Raw genomic sequence first — 24614 nt, 5'->3', positions numbered from 1 at the left:
TTCTTTTCCTGAAGACTTTAAGCTTTGAATCTTTATGCATTCCCATTCATAGTGTGTCCCTAATAATTTTGAAATATGCGAGAAATTAATTACAATTGACATTACCTTATTTAAAAAAGGTTCCTTGTGAATTTTTATCGTACTTTACCATTAAAACTCTAGCTTACCAATTCATACGCTCCAGAATAGTATTAAAAATTATTGAACTGCATGTTATTTTCAAAAAGACTTATCCCCACTAACGGTCTTATTGTTTTTTTGTTTCTCTTAGGCATTTCTCTTTGTGCACAAGATTCTTCCATTCCCAAAAGCAGCCCTATACAAAGTGAAAAATCCCCCAAAATAAATAGAGACAGTACTATTAACAATCTTCAGCAGATGATTGATACTTTATTAGAATCGGGGAAAACTACAAAGGCTTTATATAAATTGATTTTACTTACGGAGGAATATGGCCATCGTGCCAACTATGCCAAATCATATGAAACTGCATGGAAAGCACTTAGTATAGCAGATAGCAGTGACAACGAGGTAGTAAGATCTCATATACACCGTAGAATTGGTGCCATGTATAGTTTTAGCAAAAGAAAAGAAGAGGCTATCAAACACCTCCGCATTTCTCTTGATATTATGAAAAAGTTAGTTGAGCAAAAAAAGATGAAACCCTACCACTTGGTTAACAGTTATTATACATTTTGCTATACTTACAGAGGTCTGAACGAGCCTAAAATAGCTAAAAAATATCTAGATAGCTGTTATTTATTCAATTCGCCCAAACAGGATCAGGTAAAATTATCCTACCTAAAGTTTGAAGAGTCTTATGTTCTTCGTGAAGAAAAAAAATATGACGAAGCCATTAAAGTTTTACAAGAAATCGAACCTTGGTTCAAGGAAAATACACCTTCCTATTTAGTTCTTGTCTATGCATATTGGGGATTGATTCATGAACAGCTCAATCAACCGGAAAAGGCAATATCATATTATCAGAAGGCTATTGCTATTTCAGAAAAGTATCAGAGCCATATGGATTTCAAATCCTATATACATGAAAAGCTAGCTGAAAACTATAAAGCAGTAGAGGATTATGAGTCCGGGTTCAATGAACTCATTAGGGCTAAACAATTAAACGGTCAATTTTTTGACGGCAGGAGTGAGCGTAATGTTTCTCTTCTTGAAATCAAAAATGATTACGTAATTGAAAAACAACATCAAAAAGAAGTAATTAGACAACAGCGCCTTGAAAAACTAGAACAGCAAGACAAAATTTTGCTACTCCAGCGTATAATACTAGCTGCATCGCTCATATTCGCTGTTATTATAAGTTTCGTGTACGTTAAATATATTCGCTCCAAACATAAGGCGGAAAAAATATTAATGGAAAAGACCAAGGCGCTGGAAATGGAAAAAGCAAATGAACTTTTGGAGACCAAGAATAAAGAATTAGCTGCTTCTACTCTTCAATTGGTGGAAAAAGATGAGTTCTTAAAAAAGCTGAAAACTGAGCTAAAGGGCGAGAATGGCAACGTAAAAGTTTCCGAAATCAATAGGGTTTTAAAATCCATATCCGTTGGTAATGCCAATAATTGGGAGGAATTTAAACTTCGCTTTACGGATGTGAACAAAAACTTTTATGAGAAATTAAATAGTGCTTATCCTAACTTAAGCCAAACCGATCAGAAAATTTGTGCCTTGATAAAGCTAAATTTAAGTAGCAAGGATATGGCTCGCCTTTTGGGTATTTCTACAAAATCCGTACACACTACAAGACACCGCCTGCGTAAAAAAATGGGCTTAGAGCGTAGTGATAACCTAGAAGAGCTTATAGCCTCTTTATAACATAAAATGTAGGGCTTTAACTACCTTAAACAGTGGCGTTACGCACTACTGTTAATTGTACTAAAATTATATCGTTTCACATCAAAAATAGCCAAGGCGAAAGGTTATTTTTACGCCTTCCTTTTATCCAACTTTAAAGAACTATCATATGAAACTTAAAATTTTAATATGGATTTTAATAGGCATCCAATTCTTAATAACGGATCTTTGCGCGCAGACACGTACAAGACAAGAAGTACGAGATACCATGCAATTGATTTCTAGGTTTTCGATTTATAACGACAACTATTTTGTTACCGGAGTTCCTACCAATAAAGGCATAAACAGTTCTACTGCAGATGCCAAATACCAAATTAGCTTTAAACAGATAATAAGTCGCCACACACTACCTAGGGACACCTATGTATTCATGACCTACAGTCAAAAATCTTTCTGGGATATTTACAAAGATTCATACCCCTTTGATGAAATTAATTTTAATCCAACCATAGGTGTAGAAAAAGCTTTTTTTGATTCCGAAGATAGAATTAATGGTTGGGGTTCATTAGTGTTTGAACATGAGTCTAATGGCCGTGATAGTATCTATTCTAGAAGTTGGAACCGCATAAGTGCTCAATATTCAAGACTTTTAAGTCCAAAAACCATGTTACATGTTAGAGGTTGGATTCCTTTTGGTTACAAATCCGGTAATCCGGACCTTATTGATTATGTTGGTTTGGGGGAAATAAAACTTTCTCACGATATAATTCAGGATAAACTCATATTTGAAGTTAAGGTTAGAAAAGGACTTAGTAATGATTTTAAGGGCATGGTACGAACTAGATTACATTACAGTCCTTTTAAGCATCCTTCTAATCAGTATTTTATGATAGAATGGTTTGCGGGACATGCAGAGAACCTTATTGATTACGAAGAATATAAAAGTATGATTCGTGTTGGTTACGTTATTAAAAGTAATGAATTCGATATTTTAAAGAGGAAAAGAGATAGACCAATAGATTAAGTCTAAGACAAAAAAAAGCCCCTTTTCAGGGGCTTTCGCTGTTTTAAAAAAATAGTATTACCTAACGTCTTCCAAAGTTTTAATGGTCTTTAAGTCGTCCATTAACCAATCGCGCTGTTTTCTAATAATAGAAGCAGCTTCTAACGGCAAATGCGTGTCTGCTAATACCTCGTTATACTCTTCTATTGCTGCATTATCCCCACGTATGGCTTCTTCTAGCATAGCTTCATCATTATCACCGGAGAAAAATGTCTTAACGTCCATCCAAGCTCTGTGCATAGCGCCAGTTACGCTACCATCTACATCATCTCTGGTTTTTAACGCTGGTGCGGCCCTTTTTAATTCCACTAGAAAATTTCTTCTCTCAATAGATTTGTTCTGAAAGTAGCTCTTTAGCCCTATTTCATTGGCATTTTCAGCTGCTTTTTCATACCCTTTTATGGCATCTTCGTTCTTTTGTATAATATCATTTATACTGTCTTCAATTTCTTTTATATCGCTATTCATATTGTTTTTATTTTGCGGTAACTTAAATGCCTACCGTTTGACATATTTAAAATTAGTATTAAACTTCCCGTCCTGTTGATTCGAAAAAAAATCATTTGGACGCAAAAAAAAATCTTGTTCAAGCTACACTCTTTCCAAGGTTCAACTTTACTATACAGATATAATCCTCGTTCTCTAGTGTGCATGCTCCAAGTCTTTTCATTTGGGATTCCGTAGCTATATATTCAAAAAAAACATCGTTCAATAAATCTCCTAGAATCCGTAAATCCGAAATATTTGAAAAAAGAGTGTCCATGGTACTCTTAGAAATAATTGTGTAGGTATATCCAAAATCATCCATTTTCCTTTGTTTTTATTAAAAATTACCTGCCCCGGTCAGGTCGTAACCTATTTATATTGGCATACTTATAACCATAGTAGCTCATACTAGTAATCCGGTAAAAGGTCTTGGTTTATTTGGTTGGGTAGGATTGATTTCAATTCTAAAATTAAAATCCACTGAAATCTTATCACAAAAATAAACTGAAGCTAAAATTGAACTGAACTCTTTTTGTTCAAAAAAGAACTCTATCAAAAATCAAAAGGAACACCAGACTATATCTTGGCATTCCTTTTATAAACCTTTAGTAATGTTTGAACCGTCTCAGGAACGCATAACGTCTTCCATTAAAAAATCCTCTACATCACGTTCATGTTCTTTGTGCAAAACAGAAATGTCTCCAGTGGTTTCAAAAATCACCGCTTTTACTTCTGATAATTCTGTTACGTTAGCCTCGCGAAGCTTAGCACGTAAATCCGACTTTGCAACCCTTCCCTTTTTTAGATTTTCTTCTAAAATAGTTTCACCATCCATCAATAATAAAGGCTTATTATCCATCATATTTTTGATGGCATCATTTCTTCTAGCTAAGGCTGCTCCCATTTGCAAAAGGTAGACCACTACAATGCCTACTACCCCATCTAAAAGACTCACGGTTTTAGATAAAATGGTTGTTGCAAGTATAGAACCCACTGCAACCGTCATGGCGAAGTCAAAACTAGACATTTTTGAAAAACTGCGTTTACCGCAAAGGCGAGTCATAACAATAACGGCTACATAAATACCAACTGCGGTTATACTTATAGCGAATAGTGCACTCCAAGAAAATTCAAACCATTTTTCCATAAAATTCTAAATTGAAAATATCCTCTTTTAAAAGTAAATATTGTTATTAACCCCCTTCTAATTAAGGTCACAATTAATCATCCAGCTTATACCGTAGCGATCTGTAAAGCGCCCAAAAAGTGCATTCCACTCTCGCTCTCTCAGCTCATGGTGTATACGACCTCCCGCTGAAAGTTTATCGTATAAGTCCTGAGCTTCGTTCTTATCGTTTAAATCAATGCTTAAATGAATTTTTGTTCCTTCTGTAAGCGGTGTATCCGGTGCAGCGTCATAGGCCATAAAATGCACTCCCTTACCTTTTAATTCCGCATGTTGTAAACGATCCCTATAGGATGCCGGAACATCAATTTTCTTGTCCGCGTAGGTTTGTCTATTCTTGATTTCTGCGCCCAATGAGTCTGCATAAAAACTTAATGCTTCCTGACAATTTCCATCAAATGCTAAATATGCTTGTGTTTTCATGTTATATATTTTTTAAGTTGATCAGCAAGTTACAAACAGATAATCTCCATGATTGATTTCATCGCATTTAACCTTGACACAAAAGGAATGGATTTAGAAAATTCTACATTCTTAAACCAAACAATTTACCTATACACGTACTATCCGGTAAAAATTTATCCATCCCTCCCACTCGAAGGCTTTTTATACCTTCCTCTCATTAATTTCGTGTGCGTACACAAAAATATCCCTTCTATTTCAAATGACCAGAATTATCCTTATATTTGAGGTACAAATAATTCAACTTGCAGCAAACTAAACTAGGTGTAAATTGAAGTTGAATACTACTTTAAACAAATTTATTGAAAACGATTAAAGATATTGCCGAGGAAGCAAAGGTTTCCACAGGCACGGTAGACAGGGTCATTCATAAACGTCCTGGAGTATCTCCTAAGACCAGGGAAAAAGTACAGAAATTACTTGATAAGTATGAATTTACAAGAAATATACTTGCAAGTACTTTAGCATTTAAAAAGAAATATAGGATTGCTACTCTTATACCCTCTGTCGTTTCTAAGAATCAATTTTGGTACGGTCCGCATCTGGGTTTAAAATCCGCTGCAAAGGAAATCCAAAAATATGGTGTGGAAACGCATCGGTTCTTCTTTGACCAGTATGATTTGAAATCCTACGAGCAAGCGCTAGAAAAAATTTTAGCCTTAAAACCTAACGGAATCGTTTTCGCGCCTTTTTTCTACAATACTTCTCTAGCTTTCGTTGAAAAGTTGAAAGAGAAAGAAATTCCCTGTGTTCTAATAAATATAGATTTGAATACGCCTGACAAGCTTACATATATAGGGCAAGACGCCCTACAAAGTGGGTACCTGTGTGGTAAGATGATGAATTTGATAACCAAGCCAAAAGATCCTGTAGCTATATTGACCTCCCAGAAAAACGTGGGAAGGCATATGGCCATTGAAACACGCATCAAGGGTTTTCTAAATTATTTTTCCGATCATTTGACCCATAAGGAAATTAAAAAAATTATCATTGACGACTTTGATACGGAAATGATTGAAAAAGCACTTTCCAAAGAATTGGAAAATGACAAACAGATTAAAGGCATATTCGTACCCTCTAGCGCAATTTTTACGATTGCCAATTTTCTTGAAGATAGAGGTCTAAATGATATTCGTACTATTGGTTATGATACCCATTTAGATAATCTTGAGTATATTAGAAGAGGAAGTATAGATTTTGCAATAGACCAAAACCCTTTTGAGCAAGGCTATATGGGACTAAAAATCCTCACAGAATATTTACTTCTTAATAAAACACCTAAACCAAAATACAATTCTGCCATAAATATGGTAACAAAAGAAAATGTAGATTATTTTAATGTTGCCGATACCATTGAATATGCTGTTTAGATAACCTAAAAGCCTTTCGCATACCAACCTACCCATGAAAAAATTACTCTCCCTATTTCTCTTGTGCCTAATGTATACGGGAACTGCGCAACAATCCGTTGCCAGACAATGGAATGAAGTACTTTTGGATGCTATCCGCGTGGATTACGCTAGGCCAACCGTGCATGCTCGTAATCTTTATCACAGCTCTGTAGTAATGTATGATGCTTGGGCTCTATTCGATGAGGCTGCACAAACGGTATTTCTTGGACAAATATATGGAGGGTATGATTGTAAATTTGATGGTATATTACAACCGGATAATGTTGATGCTGCCCGGCAAGAAATTATGAGTTATGCCTTATTTAGGCTACTAACACACCGTTTTGCTGCTTCGCCCGGCTCTTTTGCTACGCTAAGAAATATAGAAGAACTCTTCTTATCCTTTGGATATGACCCCATGTTAACTACTGTAGACTACAGTACCGGTTCCTATGCCGCATTAGGAAATTACCTAGGCTATGAAATGATTGCATTTGGTAGTCAAGATGGTGCTAATGAAGATTTTGAATACGGCAATCAGCTATACAGCCCCACCAACCCAGCTTTGGTTCTTGCCGAATACCAAGATATAACGGATATAGACCCTAATCATTGGCAACCCCTTTCTTTTGATCTTTTTATAGATCAAGCCGGTAATTCCGTTCCCATTGCCATACCGGATTTTCTAGGACCGGAATGGGGCGCTGTGGTACCTTTTGCTTTAGATGAAGCAAACTTACAGATTAAAAATAACGGTTTTGACTCGCATTTGTATTTTGACACGCAAGATCCGCCACTAATAGAAAATTCTATGACCGATGGGCTTAGTGACCCATATAAATGGAACTTTACTTTAGTTGCAGCATGGTCTGCTCATTTAGACCCTGAAGATGATACTGAAATCGATATTTCGCCTGCAGGGCTAGGAAATGTAGATATAGACACCTACCCTACCACATTTGAGGCCTTCCAAAATTTCTATGACCTTATGGAGGGTGGAGATACAGGTCAAGGTTGGGCTGTTAATCCTTATACAGATCAGCCTTATGAACCTCAACTGGTAAAACGTTCGGATTACACCCGTGTTCTTGCTGAATTCTGGGCAGATGGTCCCGATTCTGAAACTCCGCCCGGGCATTGGTTTACAATTTTAAATTATGTGAGCGACCATCCAATGGTCATCAAAAAGTTTAAGGGAGAAGGAGCGGTTATGAATAACCTGGAATGGGATGTGAAATCTTATTTGGCACTTGGTGGGGCAATGCACGATTCCGCTATTGCCACTTGGGGTATAAAAGGGTATTATGATTATGTGAGGCCCATTTCCGCCATTAGATATATGTGTGGCAAAGGACAAAGTAGCAACCCGGCATTGCCTAGTTTTGACCCGCATGGTATACCGTTAATTCCGGGATTGATAGAACTTATTGATTCAGACGACGACCTAGCCGGACCTATGAGAGAATCTGTAGGCGAAATTAAGATTAAGGCATGGCGCGGACCAGATTTTATTGGTGATCCAGACACAGATGTAGCCGGTGTTGGATGGATTTTAGGAACCCGTTGGTGGCCCTATCAAAGAGGAACTTTTGTGACACCTCCTTTTGCAGGTTATGTTTCCGGACATTCTACCTTTTCTAGGGCTGCTGCGGAAGTCATGACATTATTAACGGGAGATGAATTTTTCCCAGGAGGCATGGGTACCTTTGCTATTAAAGCGAATGATTTTTTAGTGTTTGAAAATGGCCCTTCCGATGACCTCGTCTTGCAATGGGCTACCTATAGAGATGCATCTGACCAAACCAGCCTCTCTAGAATTTGGGGAGGTATTCACCCACCTATAGATGACATTCCAGGACGTTTAATCGGTGATGAAATTGGTCAACAGGCATTCGCTAAAGCAGAAATTCTTTTTGGTGAACCCGCAACTTCAGAACGGAACGAGGACGCTTCTATTCTTTACCCAGTTCCCTTTCTGCAAGAAGTGAATTTAGCGACCGAGCTACAAGGCAAATGTACTGTTGAAATTTATAGTATAAACGGAGAATTGACATATACGGAAACTATTGATCTCAACGAAAAATCTAAAGTCAACACTTCTGGTTTATCCTCTGGGATTTATGTATTGGTTATTAAAAACCAAGAAAATTCTGTAGTTCATCGTCAAAAAGTAATTAGGCAGTAAAATTTCCTTCTCTTTATAATTTACCTTAAAATAAAGACTATAAAAAAGGTGCGTATGACTAGAACCATACGCACCTCAGAACTAACACAAAAATCAATTAAACAGTAACTTAAAAGTTACTGAACACTATAGCTTTGGTTCCCAACCTTGGGCATATTCCCTTTTCCAGTTGGCCATCGCTTTTTCATTATTAAGGATTTTACCTGTTGCTTGATCAATTTTCAAGGTTTCTCCAGCATCTTGTGCCATATTTCCTAAGTGGCACAGCATGGTAGAGATGCTCGCATCCTGAATATCCGAATGCAGGGATTTATCCGTTCTAATGGCATCGAAGAAATTCCCTACGTGGTTTACATCCAATTGTCCCTGTCCCATGGTGTTGGTAGTTGCACTAGCCGCTCCTTCTTTTTCTTCTTTTAAAAGATTACCATCTAAATCGTATAACTTATAGAAGTTTCTATCCAGCATAATAATTCCTTTACTACCATAAATAGTAGCACCACGCCCTGGTTGTTTAGGTAAAATTTTTCCACGGCTATGCCCCGTCCATGTTATGAACTTATCATCTTTATAGGTATAGGTTACCTGTTGGTTATCCACAAATTCCCAATCATCGTCATACGTATATTTACCTCCAAAAGAAGTTACACTTTCCGGCAGGTCCACACCCAATGCCCAACGGCATAGGTCAATTTCATGCGTACCGTTGTTATGCACTTCTCCGGTGCCCCAAGTTTTGAACCAATGCCAGTTATAAGGATGTACATTATCCCTATACTTCTCCCTTGGTGCAGGTCCTTGCCACAATTCCCAATCTAATGTTCCAGGAGCAGCTATTTCATTACCTTTTCCAATAGAGCCGCGGTTATTACTGTAATAGGCCTCGCCTTTGTATACTTCACCTATTACACCGTCTCTAATGTCTTTAACACCCATAATAGAAGACTGCGCTGAGCGCTGTTGGTTACCCATCTGTACTTTCTTACCGTACTTTTTGTGGGCTGCTACCAACAAATCATTCTCATAAGGGTTGTGGCTACATGGTTTTTCTACATATACATGCTTTCCTGCTTGCAAGGCCATGATAGCCATTGGTGCGTGCCAATGCTCTGGCGTAGCAATAAAAACCGCATCTACATCCTTATCCTCCAGGACTTTTCTGAAATCCTTTTCGTTTTTAGGGATATAACCAATATTTTCCTGGCACCATAAATTATGTTCCTCCAGAATAACATCGTCCACATCACAACTATAGATAATCTTAGCATTTTGTTGCTTATGTATAGCCATTACATGTGCCTTCGCTCTACTACGAACACCAATTATAGCACAGTTTATATGATCATTCGCGCCTAGAATATTGGCGTGGGACATAGAAGGTAAAATAAGGCCTCCAAACGATAAGGCCATTGAACCTGTTGCCGTTTTCTTTAAAAAATTTCTTCTACTCGTCATTATTTCTCTTCTTTTGGTGTTTTTATTTGAATGTTTTTAAAGCTAACTCTATCGCCATGGTCTTGTAATAAAATCTGACCTTTTTCCAACTCTCCAAAACTTGGCCATTTAGCATATTTACTTTCAGATACTAATTTCCTAAAGTCATCACTTTTACGCTCATACTCCAAAACTTTAGCTCCATTTAAGTAATGCTCCACATGATTTCCTTTGGATATAATGTGAGCCGTATTCCACTCTCCTATTGCCTTTATTGGCTTTTTTGGATCTGCTTGGATCAAATCATAAAGCGAAGAAACCGTACGACTACCCTCGTGATTTCCTTTTTTAGCATCTGGGTGCTTGGCATCATCTAAAATCTGATATTCCAATCCTATTGAAGACCCTTCACCTTTGTTGATTTCTGTATCTACATAGTATTTGATACCACTATTTGCACCTTCGGTCAATTTAAAATCGACTTTGAGCTCAAAATCAGCGTAGTTTGCTTTCGTAACAATATCACCACCTGCAGCTGATTCGGCTCCGCCAGAAGATAAAACAGTTAGGATACCGTCTTTAATTTCCCATCCTTTATCAGGGAAGTTTTCTAACTTGGCACCTTTCCATCCCTCTGTTGTAGCACCATCCCAAAGTAATTCCCAACCTTGGTCCTTTTCATTTCTCGTTAACTGATTAGCCATATTAATTGCTGGCAAAGGACTCTTCTGAGCATATTTTGGTATATCTTCTGTAATGATTTTAATGTTTTTCCAAACGATTTCGGTTCCCGGCGTTTTGTCCTTTCCTATGGAATGTACTTGTAAGCCAATAAAGCCGCTGTCGGTTTGCGTATCTATTAAATGTGAAGCTGGTACACCATTAATCCATGTTTTGAGCGTATCACCAATAGCCTCTATGCGGTAATGGTTCCAATCGTTTTGCTTGAACGCCTCTTTCGCCTTTGTATTATCATCAGGTAAAGGATGCAACCAACCTCTGCGGGCCTCATCATAGATACCAGCGCTCCATGCACGATCAGATGGGTCTATTTCTACCTGATACCCATGAATTCTGCCATTCATATAATAAGGAAAGCTATTACTACGAATCTGAATACCGGAATTCATAGACGGGTCTACCTTATAGTCCAATTCCAGGATAAAATCGCTATACATTTTATCCGATGTCATAAAAGAGTTTGGTGTATTGCTAACCGTCGTTCCTACAATGGTGTTATTCCTTACTTCGTATTGGGCCTCCCCTCCTTTTTGCGTCCAACCGGTTAAAGTCTCACCGTCAAAAAGATTCGTCCATGGCAAATCATCCTTTTTTTGTGCTTCGCAACTTATAAAAAAGCTTGATGCCAATACTAACAGCGAACTGTTATACCCTAAGGATTTTAGTCTACTTGTGTTTAAATACTTCATTTTAAATGTTCTAAGTTGTTCTTTATGAGATATTTTTAAATAGCATTATTTCTTTTACTGATATATAAATTGCTAGAAGTAGGCGAATCTGGTAAATATTTAATTGCAGAAAATTAAAAACTACACAAATTTTCATACTAATTACCACCTATTAATCATTATCTTAAGATTAAGAATCGATATTCAATTTCGTTAAAAGATTTATACCAGTTACGAATGTAATTTTCTGCACCCAAAAATCCTAGTAAAAAGTCTTAAAATGTGTGCGCACACAGATAACAATCGTGTACGAGCACGATTAATATAATGAGATTCTGGTAGAAATACTCTAATTAATTGTCATTATGATATTCAAACAACTCCTTGTCCACGGTATTTTTTTATGCCATTCACAATGAATTTCGCCATAATGACAGAAGATAAATCTCTTTTGAGTTAACATCTCGTCTAATCCGTGCCTACTGTTTCTATTAAACATGATATTTTCGTCTAACGTTCCTTTTGAAAAAAAAGTTAGAAATTTAAGCTCCAAACCAGTTTCACCTTTCGTATATAAAAAAGACCTTTTTGAAGTTACCTTTTAAATAATTCAATCATTTGAAAAGCTTACACGCTATTTGACGACCAATTAGAAAAAATAAACAATTGCTATGACTCTTAACCTTTATTTAGCCGACGATGATAATGATGATCGCGAACTGTTTGTTGAGGCAATCAGTGAACTAGATATTGATACCCAAATAACACAGTTTGATAATGGTGTGGACTTGATGGACAAACTTTTCTCCAAGTCCGAACTTCCCGATGCTATTTTCTTGGATTTGAACATGCCGCTCATGAACGGTTTTGAATGCCTTACGGATATAAGGAACTTTGCCAGGTTTGATGCTATTAAGGTTATCGTCTACTCTACCTCCTACCGCCAGAGAGAAGTAAATCAGTTGCAGACGGACGGTGCCAACCAGTACATCCAAAAACCTACTTCTTTTGAGGACCTTAAGATTATGCTTCAAAAGAGCTTAATATCCTTAGGAGAGAAAAGTGATTCGGAAGTTTTACCCGGAGATTTCGTTATTTTGGTTTAGTACTTGTTCAGTCCTTTATTTAAAAAGAAATCGGTTGACGGTAATCCGTTTTATTTTACCTCAAAAACATCTTTTTTTTGCATCATAATTCATTTTTTTAGCGCTAATAGGTTCTACGATCGCCCTGTATTTTTGTGTCATAATTAAGTTTAATATAAATACTATTGATATGAAAATGACAAAATCTATTTTAATAGCAGCAATGCTCCTTTTTACTTTAGGTACATACGCACAGGACATGGATGACCAAAGAGTAATGGTAGATGCCGAAAAGGCCAAAACTAAATTAATGAAGTCTAACGAAGGTCTGGATATGTTCTTTGAGAACGCTTCCGGATACGTAGTTTTCCCAAATGTGGGCGAAGGCGGACTCATTGTTGGTGGTGCCTCTGGTAACGGTGTGCTTTACGAAAACGGAAAACCCGTAGGTATGGCAGATTTAAAAAAGTTAGATGTTGGGCTACAAGCTGGCGGGCAAGCTTTAACCGAAATTATTTTCTTTGAAACTGCCGAGGCACTACAAAGATTTAAACAAGATAAATTTGAATTTTCTGCCGAAGCTACTGCTGTAGCCTTAGAAAAAGGTGTTGCGGCCAACGCAAGTTACAATGACGGTGTTGTTGTATTCGCTAAGCCAAAAAAAGGATTAATGGCTGACCTTTCTGTAGGTGGACAAAAATTCAACTACACGGATATGGAGAATATTGAAAAGAAATAAACTCATATTATTGCAACAAAAAGCCGGTCTAACGACCGGCTTTTTTTTATATCCGTTTTTAAAAATCAAAGCCTTCTTCCTGTTTTGAAAGCGGGCATTAAATGAATTTAGAAAAGGTGGGTATTGATAATATCTGTCAACTGTTTTTTTAGCTCATCGTAAGACCGGGATTTGGTAACGAACATATCCGCCCCTAAATCCAAACATTTGGTATGATCTTCCCTACTGCTGGATGTGGAATACATAATGACCGGGATTTTAGCAAAATGAGTGTTTGTCCTAATCCGCTTTAAACATTCCATACCACTCACCACGGGCATATTCAAATCCACAAAAATCAGCTTGGGCAAATTAGATATATCCTTACTAAGGCGTTTCAAGAAAGAAGGTCCGTTTTCGTACGATTCTACAGGTAACTTAGGGAACAGCTCTTCAATCGCTTCTTGAAACAGCATGCGGTCATCTTCATCATCATCAATATATATAAGAGGCCCAAAATCCATACGCGCTATTCTTCGTTCCCGTATATCTTAATATAGTGATAAAGGGATTCTCAAAGATAACCTCCAATTCTTTTTGGAATTCACAAAAAGAGATAATTGAGTATAATTTATCATTTCGGTATAAAAAATTAAAATTCTTTAATACAAAACAGCCATAAAGCCCCTAAAAACGCTATCTGCCAACTAATAATATGAATTTCGCAACTCACGTGTCGGATTAATTGTAAGGCGTTTCTTCATATTACCCACAGCTTCATATAACTTCCGCAGATTTACTCCTTTTCAATTTTGAAAATAGCTCACCACTTCTGGTAATAAAATTTCTTTATAGCGTTAATTTTTAGATGATTAAGGCTATTTATAAGGTCCTGAATTTTACGTTCGAAACTACTTTAAGCGTATTTTTATGATAAGGAATATAGGCTCCTTTGCCTGTAAAAAAAACACATATTATGGACACTATTATAAATAAGAGCGAAGGTATGGGAGCCATCTTAACAGATGATACTTCCACTACTTTTAGGGTTTGGGCACCCAATGCCGATAAAGTTTTTGTTATAGGCGATTTTAACGATTGGAAAAGAGACGATTTAGAGCTAGAGCACGAAGAAAATGGCTATTGGGCCGGTGTTACCGAAAAATGTAAGGAGGGTGACGAATATAAATATCTGATTTTAAATGACGGAAAGGAATATGAACGTAACGACCCGTACGCGGTAGAGGTTACGAATAGCAATGGGAATTCCGTGGCTAGAAAACTGGATTTTGATTGGGAGGATGACGATTTTAAGATCGCCAATTGGAACGAACTCGTTATCTATGAATTGCATGTGGGGACTTTCAACCGAAAAAAACCAGATCAGGTGGGCACTTTTATAGATGTTATTGAAAAGCTCCCTTACCTTAAAAAACTGGGTATTAACTGTATAGAATTATTACCCGTTGCTGAGTTTGCCGGTGGTATTTCTTGGGGCTATAATCCCGCGCATCCGTTTGCTATTGAACAGGATTATGGCGGACCGGACGGCTTTGCAAAACTGGTAAAAGAGGCCCATAAACAAGGTATTGCGGTCATTATGGATGTGGTGTACAACCACTTTGGACCGTCTGACGTAGACCTGTGGCAGTTTGATGGTTGGAGCGAAAACGATAAAGGCGGTATCTATTTTTATAACGATTACCGCTCAGAAACCCCTTGGGGAGATACCCGACCCGATTATGGCAGGCCAGAGGTGAGAAAATACATAGCGGACAATGCCATGTTCTGGATAGAAAAATACCGATGCGATGGTCTGCGTATGGATGCTACCTCATATATTAGATTTGAGGGTGGCGGCTTGGGCATGGATACCGAAATTAACGAAGGGAATATCCTTATGCGGGATATCAACATGCAAATACAATCCAAATATCCACACGTACTTACTATTGCCGAAGATCTAAAAGGTCACGACATGGTTACGGATGACACGGATTATGGTGGTTTGGGCTACGGCTCCCAATGGGATATGAACTTTGTGCATCCCGTGCGGGAAGTGCTTACCCATATAAATGATACGGATAGAGACCTGCAGGAAATAGTAAATGCCCTTACCTATAGTTATAGCGGTGATGCGTTTAGAAGAATAATCTATACGGAATCCCATGACGAGGTGGCCAATGGAAAAGCCAGGGTTCCCGAAGAAATACAACCGGGAGATGCGGAGAGTCCGTTTGCTAAGAAACGCGCCATTTTAGGTATCGTACTCACCCTTACCGCTCCCGGAATTCCTATGCTGTTCCAAGGTCAGGAGTTTATTGAAGATGAGTATTTCCAGGATACGGAGGCTTTGGATTGGGGAAAATTGGATAAGCTTAAAGGCATTAGCAAACTTTCTACGGACCTTATAGCGCTACGTACGGGAAAGGCGGAACGCACCAACGGACTACGCGGCCAACAGGTAGCTATTATCCATTTTAACCAAGAGAACAACATTCTGGCATACATACGCAGTACGGATGGCGAAGACAATGAACCGGTGCTGGTCATCCTGAATTTTAGCGATAAGGATTTTGAGGAATACGGTATTGGCGTAAATGAAGATGCGGACTGGAAACTACGTTTCAACAGCACATGGAAAGGCTATGATGAAGATTTCACCGATCTGGAAGTAGAAGGCATGGAAAAAGTAGAGGAGCCAACGGACGAGAAACGATTTACCGGCCAAGTAACCATTCCTGCTTACGCTGCGCTTATTTACACCAAATAAACAAGTAGGATTCTTTTGAGAAAAAGACTGCCAAAAAGGGATGCCATACCCGTATTCCTTGGGCAGTTTTTTAAGTTTTGCCCTTTAGGTTGTTTCGTATGCTTTCCATTAAAAATGAAACGGATAAGAGCTATTGGAATAAAAACCTGCTAGTATCTTCAGGCCATAGATATAAGTTCCAGTTGCATATCGATTTAAAAAAAACAACTGTAAAAGGTCCGTTTTGGGCTAGAACTTCTTAAAAAGAACGCTAATTATGAAATATCTCACATATACTCTCATTATCGTATTGATTATTGGATGGATTTTAGGATTTTTGATTTTTAAAATTTTAGGTGGGCTCATACACTTGTTATTGGTACTGGCCGTTATCCTAATAATATATAATTGGTTTCTAGCGCGTAAAACAAAAAACTAACCAAAAGCACCCTGTATTATGGCCTCCGGATTTTTCGCATTATTAGATGATATTGCCACCCTTATGGATGATGTGGCGGCAATGAGTAAAATTACGGCCAAAAAAACTGCAGGTATACTAGGTGATGATTTAGCGGTAAATGCGGAGAAAGCCTCTGGTTTTATGTCCAAAAGGGAGATTCCCGTGCTTTGGGCCATCTCCAAAGGGTCTATGATCAATAAACTGATTATTCTGCCCATTGCCTTTTTGCTCAGTTACCTCCTACCCTCTGCCATTATTGTGGCATTGGTCTTAGGTGGACTCTATTTAGCGTACGAAGGTGCCGAAAAAATATACGAGGTTTTTGTACCCCACCATGATGAGGAACACCAAACGCTAAACAAAGAAATGACCGAAGCGGATATTCTGGCCTTGGAAAAAGAACGGGTAAAAGCTGCTATTGTAACGGACTTTATCCTATCCGTAGAAATTATAATCATTGCTTTGGGCGCCGTGGCAGCAGAGCCTTTATCCATTCAGATACCCGTAGTTTCACTAATAGCCTTAATTGCTACCGTTGGTGTGTACGGTATTGTTGCCATGATCGTTAGGATGGATGAATTTGGTCTTAAACTCATTAACCTTAATGAACAGGAGAATAGCTTTTCCGATTATGTGGGTAGATTCTTGGTAGGTGCCTTACCGTGGGTCATAAAAAGTCTTTCCGTTATTGGTACTATCGCGCTCCTCTTAGTTGCCGGAGGTATTTTTGTACACAACATTCATTTCTTCCATGACCTTTTACCTCAGCTGCCGGATATTGTAAAAGAATTTTTAGTGGGCCTTGGGGTTGGTTTTGTAGTACTTCTTTTAGTTATGGCGGTAAAGAAAATAATTGGTCTGTTTAAGAAAAAATAAAACGGTCTTCTTTTAATTTGCGCGGCTTATCGTAACCAATTCAACGGTTTCCTCTCTTCCCCGTAAGGGCGTACTGCCCAATGCTTCCGTATGATACTTGGGCGGAAGGTTCAGTTTGTCCATAAGAGCTTTTGAAACCAATACATCTACTTTGTACATATTGCAAAGCCCTTGTATGCGGGCCGTGGTATTGAGTACATCTCCCGTAAAAATAATCTCTTTTTTAAGCGCCCCTATCTCTCCAGTAGTAACTTTTCCGTAATGCAGACCCGCTTTAAAAGTGGGTGTAACCCCAAACTCTTTCTGGTACCGCTCCGCTTTACGGGCCAAGCTATCTTTCATATCAAAAAAACAACGCAAACAATTGTTGTTCCTTATCCCGTCTTCATACGCCCACGAAATAACGATTTCATCGCCAATATACTGGTAAACCTCACCATAGTTGTTGATAATGGCATCGGAGAAATCGGCATAGTAGGTTTTAAGCAATTCAAAATAGGCTATATGCCCTAGGTTTTCTGCTATGGTTGTGGAAGACTTCATGTCCAAGAACATAAATATGCGCTTCTCCTCTACCGGTTTATGGTACTTTCCGGTAAAAAAATTGGTCAGTACGCCATACCCAAGGTTCTCACTGATCTCTGAATAGAACAATGATAGAAATAAGCTGAACAACAACGAACCCATGGTACTATAGAAATCCATGCTTACCACCCAATTCCCAAATTTTTCCCAGACCCTTTCGTGAAAAGGTGAAACCTCTAACTCTATACTGGCGGCAATAGGATAAAGTAATAGCATCACCACCAAAAAAAAGAGGATATAGAAGCCCACTTTAGCGGCAATTTCCTTGGCAAGACTGCGATTACCAAACACCTTGTTCAACCAAAAAATCTCTACATAACCAACCAAAAGCCCTAACAAGGCCACGGAAATACTGGCAAAAACAAAAACTTTAGACGTAAGGCTAATGACCGCATTGGAGTCTACATTCTGACTACCGCTTGCAACTTCCTGTATAAAAAGAATAAACCAACCCACCAGTAGCCAAATGACCCCAAAAGGTATTACGCGACCTATATTTCGTTTTGTTTTAGGTGATATTTCCATTCTTCGTTTAGCGGTTACAACTAACTACCCACTAAAGTTAAGTCCTTTTTTAGAACCGTTAAAGCCTATACCAACGAGGACAAAAAAATGCATCTAAAAACCTGTTGTCTTTGGTAGGTCTGTGTTTTTAACGATTTCCGTGAAATTTAACTCCTACCCTCTCGCAACCCTTTTGCCTTTTTTACATCTAACCATAGAACCTAAATCCTATATTTTAAAATGAGAAGAAAACTTGTTTTTGCATGCACCACTCTACTTTTAGCGCAATTGTTTATAGCCTGTAATTCTACGGATGATGGTATAGAATGCCCCGAAGACCATACAGGTGCTTTGGCTGAAGCCGAAGAAAAACTCCCCGGAGATTGGGTTCTGACCGCCATGACCGCCGATCAAGAAATAGACCTTACGGATGACGAAACGGATAACCCCTCCACAGACCTTTTTACGCAATACGAAGCCTGCCAAAAAGATGCCTATTACTCTTTTGGCTCCAACCGCACCTATGTCTACAGACAAGGCAATAGAGCAACGGATTGCGAAAACAAAGTTGCCTTGGGCGGCACCTGGCAACTTATCGGAGACGTATTAAGTTTGGTGGGCTCTTGCAACGTAAGCAACATACCGCTTACCTTTAAGGAAGATGCTACCGCTTTTACCTTTACCAATGCATTTTCTATAGCAGATGCCCAAGGGAAGAACATACAGACCAACGTTACCTTTACCTATACCCTTACGGAATTGTAACACCCATTATTCTTACAAAAAAGCCTCCAAATCTTTGGTACGGAGGTTAAATTGCCGCTTTGGAGCCTACTATGCCCTAGAGCGGCAATTTTATTTTTAAAATGGGCTTAGGTCTGTTTTTAGACAGAGTTGACAAAAAACCGACTACCATTAAAAAAGTAACCATAATAGTGTTCTACGTCGATAAATTCCTACATCTTGTCGAATAGTGTATTTCTTACACGAAAGCTTACGCTTTTCTGTAAACGTGTTTTAATTTTTAGTGTGATATTTAGGGAGTGAATCTATAGGAGAAGCTTATTTGTGGGTAAAGCTATCAGTGTGTTTTTACCTAGAGATTAGAGATATAAAGTGAATAGTTGCTTTATACAATTGTTAACCACAAGCTGCGAAAAAGCCAACCGCACAGTCAAGCACATTTCATTTTTTTCGTGCCTCAAAAAATAAAAAGAGCTTGCCTCTACCCTACGCTCACCCAAACCGAATGATAATTTTTATACTCATTTAGTGAGTATTTAAAAATTGTTAAGTACATTAGTTCACTGAATTAAAAAAATTCAAAATGAATCGAATAAAAGAGGTTTTAGAACAGAAAGGAATAAAACAAATCTGGTTGGCTGAACAATTGGGAAAGAGTTACAATATGGTACATTCTTACGCTCAAAATAAGAGACAACCGAGTTTAGAGATTTTATATAAAATCGCTGAAATTCTAAATGTAAGTGCAAAAGAACTTTTAACTGACGAAAAAAACGAAAAGAAATAAATGGCAAAACAAGTAAAAGAAAAATCGATTGAAGAAAGCCTATGGCAAGCCTGTGACAAGCTTAGAGGCTCCGTAGAATCTAGCGAATACAAACACGTTGTGCTAGGTTTAATCTTCTTAAAATTTGCCAGCGATAAATTTGAAGAACGTAAAAAAGAACTCATTGAAGAAGGACAAGAAAAGTATGTAGAAATGAAAGATTTCTACAATATGAAAAATGTCTTTTTCTTAAATGAAAAATCTCGTTGGGAATACATAAAGAAATATGCAAAGGTTGAGAATGATGAGGTTGGAACAAATGCTACAAGAATAGATACCGCCTTACACAACATTGAAAAGAACAATCCTGCGCTTAAAGGTGCATTGCCAGATAATTATTTTTCACGATTAGGATTAGACAAAACCAAACTTGCATCGCTTATTGACCAAATAAGTGAGATAAATACTATTGCCGATAAACAGAACGATATAGTTGGGCGAGTTTATGAGTATTTCTTAGCCAAATTTGCTATTAAAGAAGGGAAAGGAAAAGGAGAATTCTATACACCTAAGAGTATTGTAAACCTCATTGCAGAAATGATAGAACCTTACCAAGGTATTATTTATGATCCTGCTTGTGGTTCTGGAGGTATGTTTGTGCAGTCTGTTAAGTTTATAGAAAACCACCACGGAAACAAAAAAGAGGTTTCTGTTTATGGGCAAGAATATACTAACACTACGTATAAACTGGCAAAAATGAATCTCGCCATACGTGGTATATCTGCCAACTTAGGCGAAAAAGCAGCCGATACCTTTGGAGCAGACCAACACCCAGATCTCAAAGCCGATTTTATAATGGCTAACCCACCTTTTAACCAAAAAGATTGGCGTGGTAAAGACGAACTTACAGACGACCCTCGCTGGCAAGGGTATGAGGTACCACCAAAATCTAATGCCAATTACGGTTGGATTTTGAATATGGTATCTAAATTATCCGACAATGGTGTGGCTGGTTTTATATTGGCAAATGGTGCATTATCTGGTGGCGGTGAAGAATATAAGATTCGTAAAAAACTCATTGAAAACAACTTGGTAGAAGCTATTGTGATTTTGCCCAGAAATATGTTTTATACGACTGATATTTCTGTAACGCTTTGGATTTTAAATAAAAATAAAACAGAAAAGAAAGTAGACAAAGGGACGGAAACCCGTGAGTACCGCTTTCGCGAAAGTCAAATATTATTTATGGACTTGCGTCAACAAGGTGAACCTTTTGAGAAGAAATACATACAATTTTCAAATACCCAAATTGAGGATATTGCTAATACTTTTCATACGTGGCAGACTAATGAAGTAGATTATGAAAACATACCTGAATACTGCTATGCTGCTACTAAAGACGAAGTAATTAAAAAGGACTACTCTTTAGTACCAAGCAAATACATAGAATTTGTAAACCGGGACGAAAACATTGATTTTGACACCAAAATGAAAGGCTTACAAATTGAACTGAAAGACTTATTAGCACAAGAAGAACAGTCTAAAACCGATTTACAAAACGTGTTTAAATCTCTAGGCTATGATTTATAAACGTTTAGGCGATTACATACAGCCAGTAAATATTAGAAATAAAGAGTTAGCCGTTACCACTTTGTTAGGTGTTAGTGTAAAAAAAGTATTTATTCCTTCAATTGCAAATACAGTTGGGACTGATTTTAAGAAGTATAAAATTGTCAAAAAAAAACAATTCGTATATATACCTGATACTTCGAGACGTGGGGATAAAATAGGGATTGCTATGTTAGAAGAATATGAAAATGCACTTGTATCGCAAGCATATTCAGTTTTTGAAATAAAAGACCAGAATAAATTACTTTCAGAATATTTAATGATGTGGTTTAGAAGACCAGAATTTGACCGCTATGCACGATATAAATCACACGGAAGCGTAAGGGAAATTTTTGATTGGGATGAAGTTTGTGATATTGAACTACCCATCCCAACCATAGAAAAACAACAACAAATTGTAGCCGAGTACAACTCGGTTACCAACCGCATACAACTCAACGAAAAAATAAACACCAATCTAGAAGCTACTGCACAAGCCTTATACAAACATTGGTTTGTAGATTTTGAGTTTCCAAACGAAGATGGAAAACCTTATAAATCTTCTGGTGGTGAAATGGTATATAATGAAGAATTGGATAAGGAGATTCCTGTTGGGTGGAGTGTGGAGAATCTTATTTCGGTATGTGATAAAATCTCTAGTGGGTCTACTCCAAAAGGTGGTAAAGATGGATATCATAAAACAGGCATATCATTTATCAGAAGTATGAATGTTTATGACTTTAATTTTAAATATGAAGAACTAGCATTTATAGATGATGCACAAGCCAGTAAACTTAGGAATGTAACTATTAAATCAAACGATATATTATTTAATATTACTGGTGCGTCCGTGGCTAGATGTTGTTTAGTCCCGAATGAAATTCTACCAGCTAGAATTAATCAGCATATTATGCTAATTAGACCAAAATCTAAAATCAATTATTATCTATTATGCAATTTATGTTCAAAAGAATCAAAAAAACAATTAGTAGGCGTTAGTGAATCAGGTTCTACAAGACAAGCTATAACAAAAGGTGATTTACAAAACTTCAGAATAATACTTCCTTCAGAAATTTTATTAGAATCTTATGAAAATAAAATCTCTAAATTATTTAACAATAAAAACTCTCAACAATCCCAAACCCTCCAAGAACTACAAAGTCTATTACTAGCAAAAATGACTCAAGTAGCACCAAAAAATGAAGCCTTATGAAATATAAATATCAACTAATAACATTAGGCTCAAACGTTCCTGAAAGGCAAATAATTATTGACCAGATAAGGGAAGAATTAAGGAATCTCAAATTGCCTGAAGAGTTTATTAAAGTTATTCCGGCATCTTCTATTGAAGATGAATATAAGGGTAACCAACCTGCATTTGCATTATATTTTGGAGACACTAATAGCGATTTTAAGGATTTAGATGTTACTCAAAGGCTTCTGAAAGATGGTACAATGATACTTCCAATCTTCTATGACAGTTTTGAAAATGATATTCCAAGCGTTTTAGAAAATCAAAATGCTATTAAATATTCAGAAAATGAAGTAAATAGAATTACTAATGTTGTCTTAGAAGCTTTTGAGTTGTTACGAAGTACAAGAAAAGTATTTATCAGTTACCGTAGAGCAGAATCTACCGCTGTAGCTATTCAATTATACGAGGCTTTAGAAGCCCATAATTTTGATGTATTTCTCGATACGCATTCAATCCAAAAGGGAGAACCTTTTCAAGATGAATTGTGGCATCGTATGACAGATTGCGATGTTATTGTACTGCTAAATACACCTGGCTTTTTGGAAAGTCATTGGTGTAAAGAAGAATTTGCAGAAGCAAGTGCAAAACAAATAGGAATTGTCCAGCTGGTGTGGCCAAATCATCAAATAAAGGATATTGATAAATCTTCTTATATCAGTTACCCAATACAATTAACTGAAGATGACTTTGTCAATAACAGGTTAGATAGTACTGGTCGCTTTATTGAAGCAATGGTAGAAGGTGTGCTTACTGAAGTGGAATCTGTACGCGCAAGAAATTTAGCAGCTAGACAAGATAATTTAATTACTGAATTTAGAAACATTGCAGAAAAGAATAATCGAAAGGTAACTGTACAACCTGAAAAAATTTTAACAGAGGATTTACCGAATGGAGAACATATAATATACATTCCTACTATTGGTATCCCACAATCTACTAGTTGTCAATCTGCCGAAATCAAAAAAGAGTTGATGGGATACGATGAAGTGTCTATACGATTGATATATGATGATTTGCGAATTCGTGATAAATGGTTGCAACATTTAGAATGGTTGAATGACAATTTCAAAAAGGATATAAAAACACTAAAAAAACAAGATTTTGAATTATGGCTACAAAAGGCATAAAGAATATATTTCTATCTGCTAGTATTCCCTTGCCTAATAGAGATGCAAAGTATATAGAAACAGCAGACATTATTGCAATTCGTGACGCAGTTATTGCTTTGACAACAGTAGTATTGCCACATCATAGAATAATATGGGGTGGTCATCCCTCAATAACGCCGTTAATTTATTACAAATGGAGCAAGCTCATTTAGGTGAAGGCTTTTGGGATTTTGGTTTAATAAACGATTTAGAAAGTTCTAGTGTAAATAACAATGCCTATACATTGTATTTAGCAGCTCAAGTAAATAGTAATGCTGTAGCTTTCTTATCGAAATCAATGACAATAACTAGTTTAATAGAACAAAGAGGAGACATACATCACATTTTCCCAAAACAGTATTTAATAAACAACGGATATCCACAGAAAGCCTATAACCAAGTAGCTAATTTTGTATATACAGAACAAGCTACCAACATAAAAGTGGGTAAAATGCCGCCTGTGGAGTACCTGGGTAAAATTAAAGACCAAATAATTAAAGGTGTTAATGAAATTAGCACATTAGATGCTAAATCTGCTTTATCCGAAAACATCAAAACAAATGATATTCCTTCATTTATAACCGAAGCTACACACCAAGATTACAATAAGTTTTTAGAAGAAAGACGTAAACTAATGTCTAATAAACTAAAAGCTTATTACGAAAGTCTATAAAAGTAAAAG

24 protein-coding genes are annotated in these 24614 nt (G+C 37.1%); 16 read left to right on the top strand and 8 right to left on the bottom strand.

Annotated elements, in window-relative coordinates:
* The first annotated feature begins 210 nt into the window (after positions 1-210).
* Entirely contained in the window at positions 211-1836 is a 1626-nt protein-coding gene (locus tag KO521_RS01955) for a tetratricopeptide repeat protein (protein ID WP_215938225.1), read from the top strand.
* Between the two features lie 148 nt (positions 1837-1984).
* Positions 1985-2839: a phospholipase A gene (locus KO521_RS01950; protein WP_215938224.1), complete on the top strand. Its 855-nt coding sequence runs from the start codon at positions 1985-1987 to the stop codon at positions 2837-2839.
* 57 nt (positions 2840-2896) lie between these two features.
* On the opposite strand, the gene KO521_RS01945 is transcribed toward KO521_RS01950, so the two are convergent.
* The 4 genes from KO521_RS01945 to KO521_RS01930 all read right to left on the bottom strand — a co-directional run bounded on the left by KO521_RS01945 (position 2897) and on the right by KO521_RS01930 (position 4973).
* Positions 2897-3346, bottom strand: coding sequence for a ferritin-like domain-containing protein (locus tag KO521_RS01945; protein ID WP_215938223.1), 450 nt, complete (start codon positions 3344-3346; stop codon positions 2897-2899).
* Positions 3347-3464: 118 nt separating this feature from the next.
* Positions 3465-3686 (bottom strand): hypothetical protein, encoded by a 222-nt coding sequence (locus tag KO521_RS01940; RefSeq protein WP_215938222.1) that lies wholly within the window; start codon positions 3684-3686, stop codon positions 3465-3467.
* A 303-nt stretch (positions 3687-3989) separates the two neighbouring features.
* A complete protein-coding gene (locus KO521_RS01935; protein WP_215938221.1) occupies positions 3990-4511 on the bottom strand; it encodes a DUF421 domain-containing protein in 522 nt (173 codons plus the stop codon).
* A 57-nt stretch (positions 4512-4568) separates the two neighbouring features.
* Positions 4569-4973, bottom strand: a complete 405-nt coding sequence (locus KO521_RS01930) for a VOC family protein (RefSeq protein ID WP_215938220.1) — start codon at positions 4971-4973, stop codon at positions 4569-4571.
* Positions 4974-5314: 341 nt separating this feature from the next.
* On the opposite strand from KO521_RS01930, the gene KO521_RS01925 reads away from it, so the two are divergent.
* Complete coding sequence (locus KO521_RS01925; protein ID WP_215938219.1) at positions 5315-6382, top strand: LacI family DNA-binding transcriptional regulator; 1068 nt, start codon at positions 5315-5317, stop codon at positions 6380-6382.
* A gap of 34 nt (positions 6383-6416) precedes the next feature.
* Positions 6417-8588: a vanadium-dependent haloperoxidase gene (locus tag KO521_RS01920; protein WP_215938218.1), complete on the top strand. Its 2172-nt coding sequence runs from the start codon at positions 6417-6419 to the stop codon at positions 8586-8588.
* Between the two features lie 126 nt (positions 8589-8714).
* On the opposite strand, the gene KO521_RS01915 is transcribed toward KO521_RS01920, so the two are convergent.
* Positions 8715-10043, bottom strand: coding sequence for a Gfo/Idh/MocA family protein (locus KO521_RS01915; RefSeq protein ID WP_215938217.1), 1329 nt, complete (start codon positions 10041-10043; stop codon positions 8715-8717).
* A complete protein-coding gene (locus tag KO521_RS01910; RefSeq protein WP_215938216.1) occupies positions 10043-11452 on the bottom strand; it encodes a 3-keto-disaccharide hydrolase in 1410 nt (469 codons plus the stop codon). Before KO521_RS01910 ends, KO521_RS01915 begins: the two co-directional genes overlap by 1 nt.
* A gap of 650 nt (positions 11453-12102) precedes the next feature.
* Between KO521_RS01910 and KO521_RS01905 the strand changes: the two genes are divergently transcribed.
* Both KO521_RS01905 and KO521_RS01900 read left to right on the top strand, forming a co-directional pair.
* Complete coding sequence (locus KO521_RS01905) at positions 12103-12537, top strand: response regulator (RefSeq protein ID WP_215938215.1); 435 nt, start codon at positions 12103-12105, stop codon at positions 12535-12537.
* 169 nt (positions 12538-12706) lie between these two features.
* Entirely contained in the window at positions 12707-13255 is a 549-nt protein-coding gene (locus tag KO521_RS01900; RefSeq protein WP_215938214.1) for a YSC84-related protein, read from the top strand.
* Between the two features lie 107 nt (positions 13256-13362).
* Here the strand turns inward: KO521_RS01900 and KO521_RS01895 are convergent, their stop codons facing one another.
* On the bottom strand, positions 13363-13758 hold the full coding sequence (locus KO521_RS01895) for a response regulator (RefSeq protein ID WP_215938213.1): 396 nt from the start codon (positions 13756-13758) through the stop codon (positions 13363-13365).
* A 452-nt stretch (positions 13759-14210) separates the two neighbouring features.
* Here KO521_RS01895 and KO521_RS01890 point away from each other — a divergent pair, with 452 nt between their 5' ends.
* From KO521_RS01890 to KO521_RS01880, 3 genes are all read left to right on the top strand, one after another.
* Positions 14211-16007 carry an alpha-amylase family glycosyl hydrolase gene (locus tag KO521_RS01890; RefSeq protein ID WP_215938212.1) on the top strand — a complete coding sequence of 599 codons (1797 nt, stop codon included), beginning with the start codon at positions 14211-14213 and terminating at the stop codon, positions 16005-16007.
* Between the two features lie 256 nt (positions 16008-16263).
* Positions 16264-16425 (top strand): lmo0937 family membrane protein, encoded by a 162-nt coding sequence (locus KO521_RS01885; RefSeq protein WP_215938211.1) that lies wholly within the window; start codon positions 16264-16266, stop codon positions 16423-16425.
* Positions 16426-16443: 18 nt separating this feature from the next.
* Complete coding sequence (locus KO521_RS01880) at positions 16444-17322, top strand: DUF808 domain-containing protein (protein WP_215938210.1); 879 nt, start codon at positions 16444-16446, stop codon at positions 17320-17322.
* 12 nt (positions 17323-17334) lie between these two features.
* Here the strand turns inward: KO521_RS01880 and KO521_RS01875 are convergent, their stop codons facing one another.
* Positions 17335-18432, bottom strand: a complete 1098-nt coding sequence (locus KO521_RS01875) for an adenylate/guanylate cyclase domain-containing protein (RefSeq protein ID WP_215938209.1) — start codon at positions 18430-18432, stop codon at positions 17335-17337.
* 219 nt (positions 18433-18651) lie between these two features.
* Between KO521_RS01875 and KO521_RS01870 the strand changes: the two genes are divergently transcribed.
* From KO521_RS01870 to KO521_RS01840, 7 genes are all read left to right on the top strand, one after another.
* Positions 18652-19176, top strand: a complete 525-nt coding sequence (locus KO521_RS01870; RefSeq protein ID WP_215938208.1) for a DUF5004 domain-containing protein — start codon at positions 18652-18654, stop codon at positions 19174-19176.
* Between the two features lie 562 nt (positions 19177-19738).
* A complete protein-coding gene (locus KO521_RS01865; protein ID WP_215938207.1) occupies positions 19739-19942 on the top strand; it encodes a helix-turn-helix domain-containing protein in 204 nt (67 codons plus the stop codon).
* Positions 19943-21511, top strand: a complete 1569-nt coding sequence (locus KO521_RS01860) for a type I restriction-modification system subunit M (RefSeq protein WP_215938206.1) — start codon at positions 19943-19945, stop codon at positions 21509-21511.
* On the top strand, positions 21501-22742 hold the full coding sequence (locus KO521_RS01855) for a restriction endonuclease subunit S (RefSeq protein ID WP_215938205.1): 1242 nt from the start codon (positions 21501-21503) through the stop codon (positions 22740-22742). The genes KO521_RS01860 and KO521_RS01855 overlap by 11 nt, the downstream gene beginning before the upstream one ends.
* Positions 22739-23911 (top strand): toll/interleukin-1 receptor domain-containing protein, encoded by a 1173-nt coding sequence (locus tag KO521_RS01850; RefSeq protein ID WP_215938204.1) that lies wholly within the window; start codon positions 22739-22741, stop codon positions 23909-23911. The genes KO521_RS01855 and KO521_RS01850 overlap by 4 nt, the downstream gene beginning before the upstream one ends.
* A complete protein-coding gene (locus KO521_RS20525; RefSeq protein WP_289846346.1) occupies positions 23893-24105 on the top strand; it encodes a hypothetical protein in 213 nt (70 codons plus the stop codon). Before KO521_RS01850 ends, KO521_RS20525 begins: the two co-directional genes overlap by 19 nt.
* Positions 24087-24605 carry a hypothetical protein gene (locus tag KO521_RS01840; RefSeq protein WP_215938203.1) on the top strand — a complete coding sequence of 173 codons (519 nt, stop codon included), beginning with the start codon at positions 24087-24089 and terminating at the stop codon, positions 24603-24605. Before KO521_RS20525 ends, KO521_RS01840 begins: the two co-directional genes overlap by 19 nt.
* Positions 24606-24614 lie beyond the last annotated feature (9 nt).

The organism is Zobellia uliginosa (genome assembly GCF_018860745.1).
Classification (GTDB): Bacteria; Bacteroidota; Bacteroidia; order Flavobacteriales; family Flavobacteriaceae; genus Zobellia; species Zobellia uliginosa_B.
This window is presented reverse-complemented; position numbering and strand designations above follow the sequence as displayed.

Coding starts and splice junctions, on each gene's coding strand:
- KO521_RS01955 (WP_215938225.1), top strand. CDS start 211: ATGTTATTTTCAAAAAGACTTATCCCCACTAACGGTCTTATTGTTTTT.
- KO521_RS01950 (WP_215938224.1), top strand. CDS start 1,985: ATGAAACTTAAAATTTTAATATGGATTTTAATAGGCATCCAATTCTTA.
- KO521_RS01945 (WP_215938223.1), bottom strand. CDS start 3,346: ATGAATAGCGATATAAAAGAAATTGAAGACAGTATAAATGATATTATA.
- KO521_RS01940 (WP_215938222.1), bottom strand. CDS start 3,686: ATGGATGATTTTGGATATACCTACACAATTATTTCTAAGAGTACCATG.
- KO521_RS01935 (WP_215938221.1), bottom strand. CDS start 4,511: ATGGAAAAATGGTTTGAATTTTCTTGGAGTGCACTATTCGCTATAAGT.
- KO521_RS01930 (WP_215938220.1), bottom strand. CDS start 4,973: ATGAAAACACAAGCATATTTAGCATTTGATGGAAATTGTCAGGAAGCA.
- KO521_RS01920 (WP_215938218.1), top strand. CDS start 6,417: ATGAAAAAATTACTCTCCCTATTTCTCTTGTGCCTAATGTATACGGGA.
- KO521_RS01915 (WP_215938217.1), bottom strand. CDS start 10,043: ATGACGAGTAGAAGAAATTTTTTAAAGAAAACGGCAACAGGTTCAATG.
- KO521_RS01910 (WP_215938216.1), bottom strand. CDS start 11,452: ATGAAGTATTTAAACACAAGTAGACTAAAATCCTTAGGGTATAACAGT.
- KO521_RS01905 (WP_215938215.1), top strand. CDS start 12,103: ATGACTCTTAACCTTTATTTAGCCGACGATGATAATGATGATCGCGAA.
- KO521_RS01900 (WP_215938214.1), top strand. CDS start 12,707: ATGAAAATGACAAAATCTATTTTAATAGCAGCAATGCTCCTTTTTACT.
- KO521_RS01895 (WP_215938213.1), bottom strand. CDS start 13,758: ATGGATTTTGGGCCTCTTATATATATTGATGATGATGAAGATGACCGC.
- KO521_RS01890 (WP_215938212.1), top strand. CDS start 14,211: ATGGACACTATTATAAATAAGAGCGAAGGTATGGGAGCCATCTTAACA.
- KO521_RS01885 (WP_215938211.1), top strand. CDS start 16,264: ATGAAATATCTCACATATACTCTCATTATCGTATTGATTATTGGATGG.
- KO521_RS01880 (WP_215938210.1), top strand. CDS start 16,444: ATGGCCTCCGGATTTTTCGCATTATTAGATGATATTGCCACCCTTATG.
- KO521_RS01875 (WP_215938209.1), bottom strand. CDS start 18,432: ATGGAAATATCACCTAAAACAAAACGAAATATAGGTCGCGTAATACCT.
- KO521_RS01870 (WP_215938208.1), top strand. CDS start 18,652: ATGAGAAGAAAACTTGTTTTTGCATGCACCACTCTACTTTTAGCGCAA.
- KO521_RS01865 (WP_215938207.1), top strand. CDS start 19,739: ATGAATCGAATAAAAGAGGTTTTAGAACAGAAAGGAATAAAACAAATC.
- KO521_RS01860 (WP_215938206.1), top strand. CDS start 19,943: ATGGCAAAACAAGTAAAAGAAAAATCGATTGAAGAAAGCCTATGGCAA.
- KO521_RS01855 (WP_215938205.1), top strand. CDS start 21,501: ATGATTTATAAACGTTTAGGCGATTACATACAGCCAGTAAATATTAGA.
- KO521_RS01850 (WP_215938204.1), top strand. CDS start 22,739: ATGAAATATAAATATCAACTAATAACATTAGGCTCAAACGTTCCTGAA.
- KO521_RS20525 (WP_289846346.1), top strand. CDS start 23,893: ATGGCTACAAAAGGCATAAAGAATATATTTCTATCTGCTAGTATTCCC.
- KO521_RS01840 (WP_215938203.1), top strand. CDS start 24,087: ATGGAGCAAGCTCATTTAGGTGAAGGCTTTTGGGATTTTGGTTTAATA.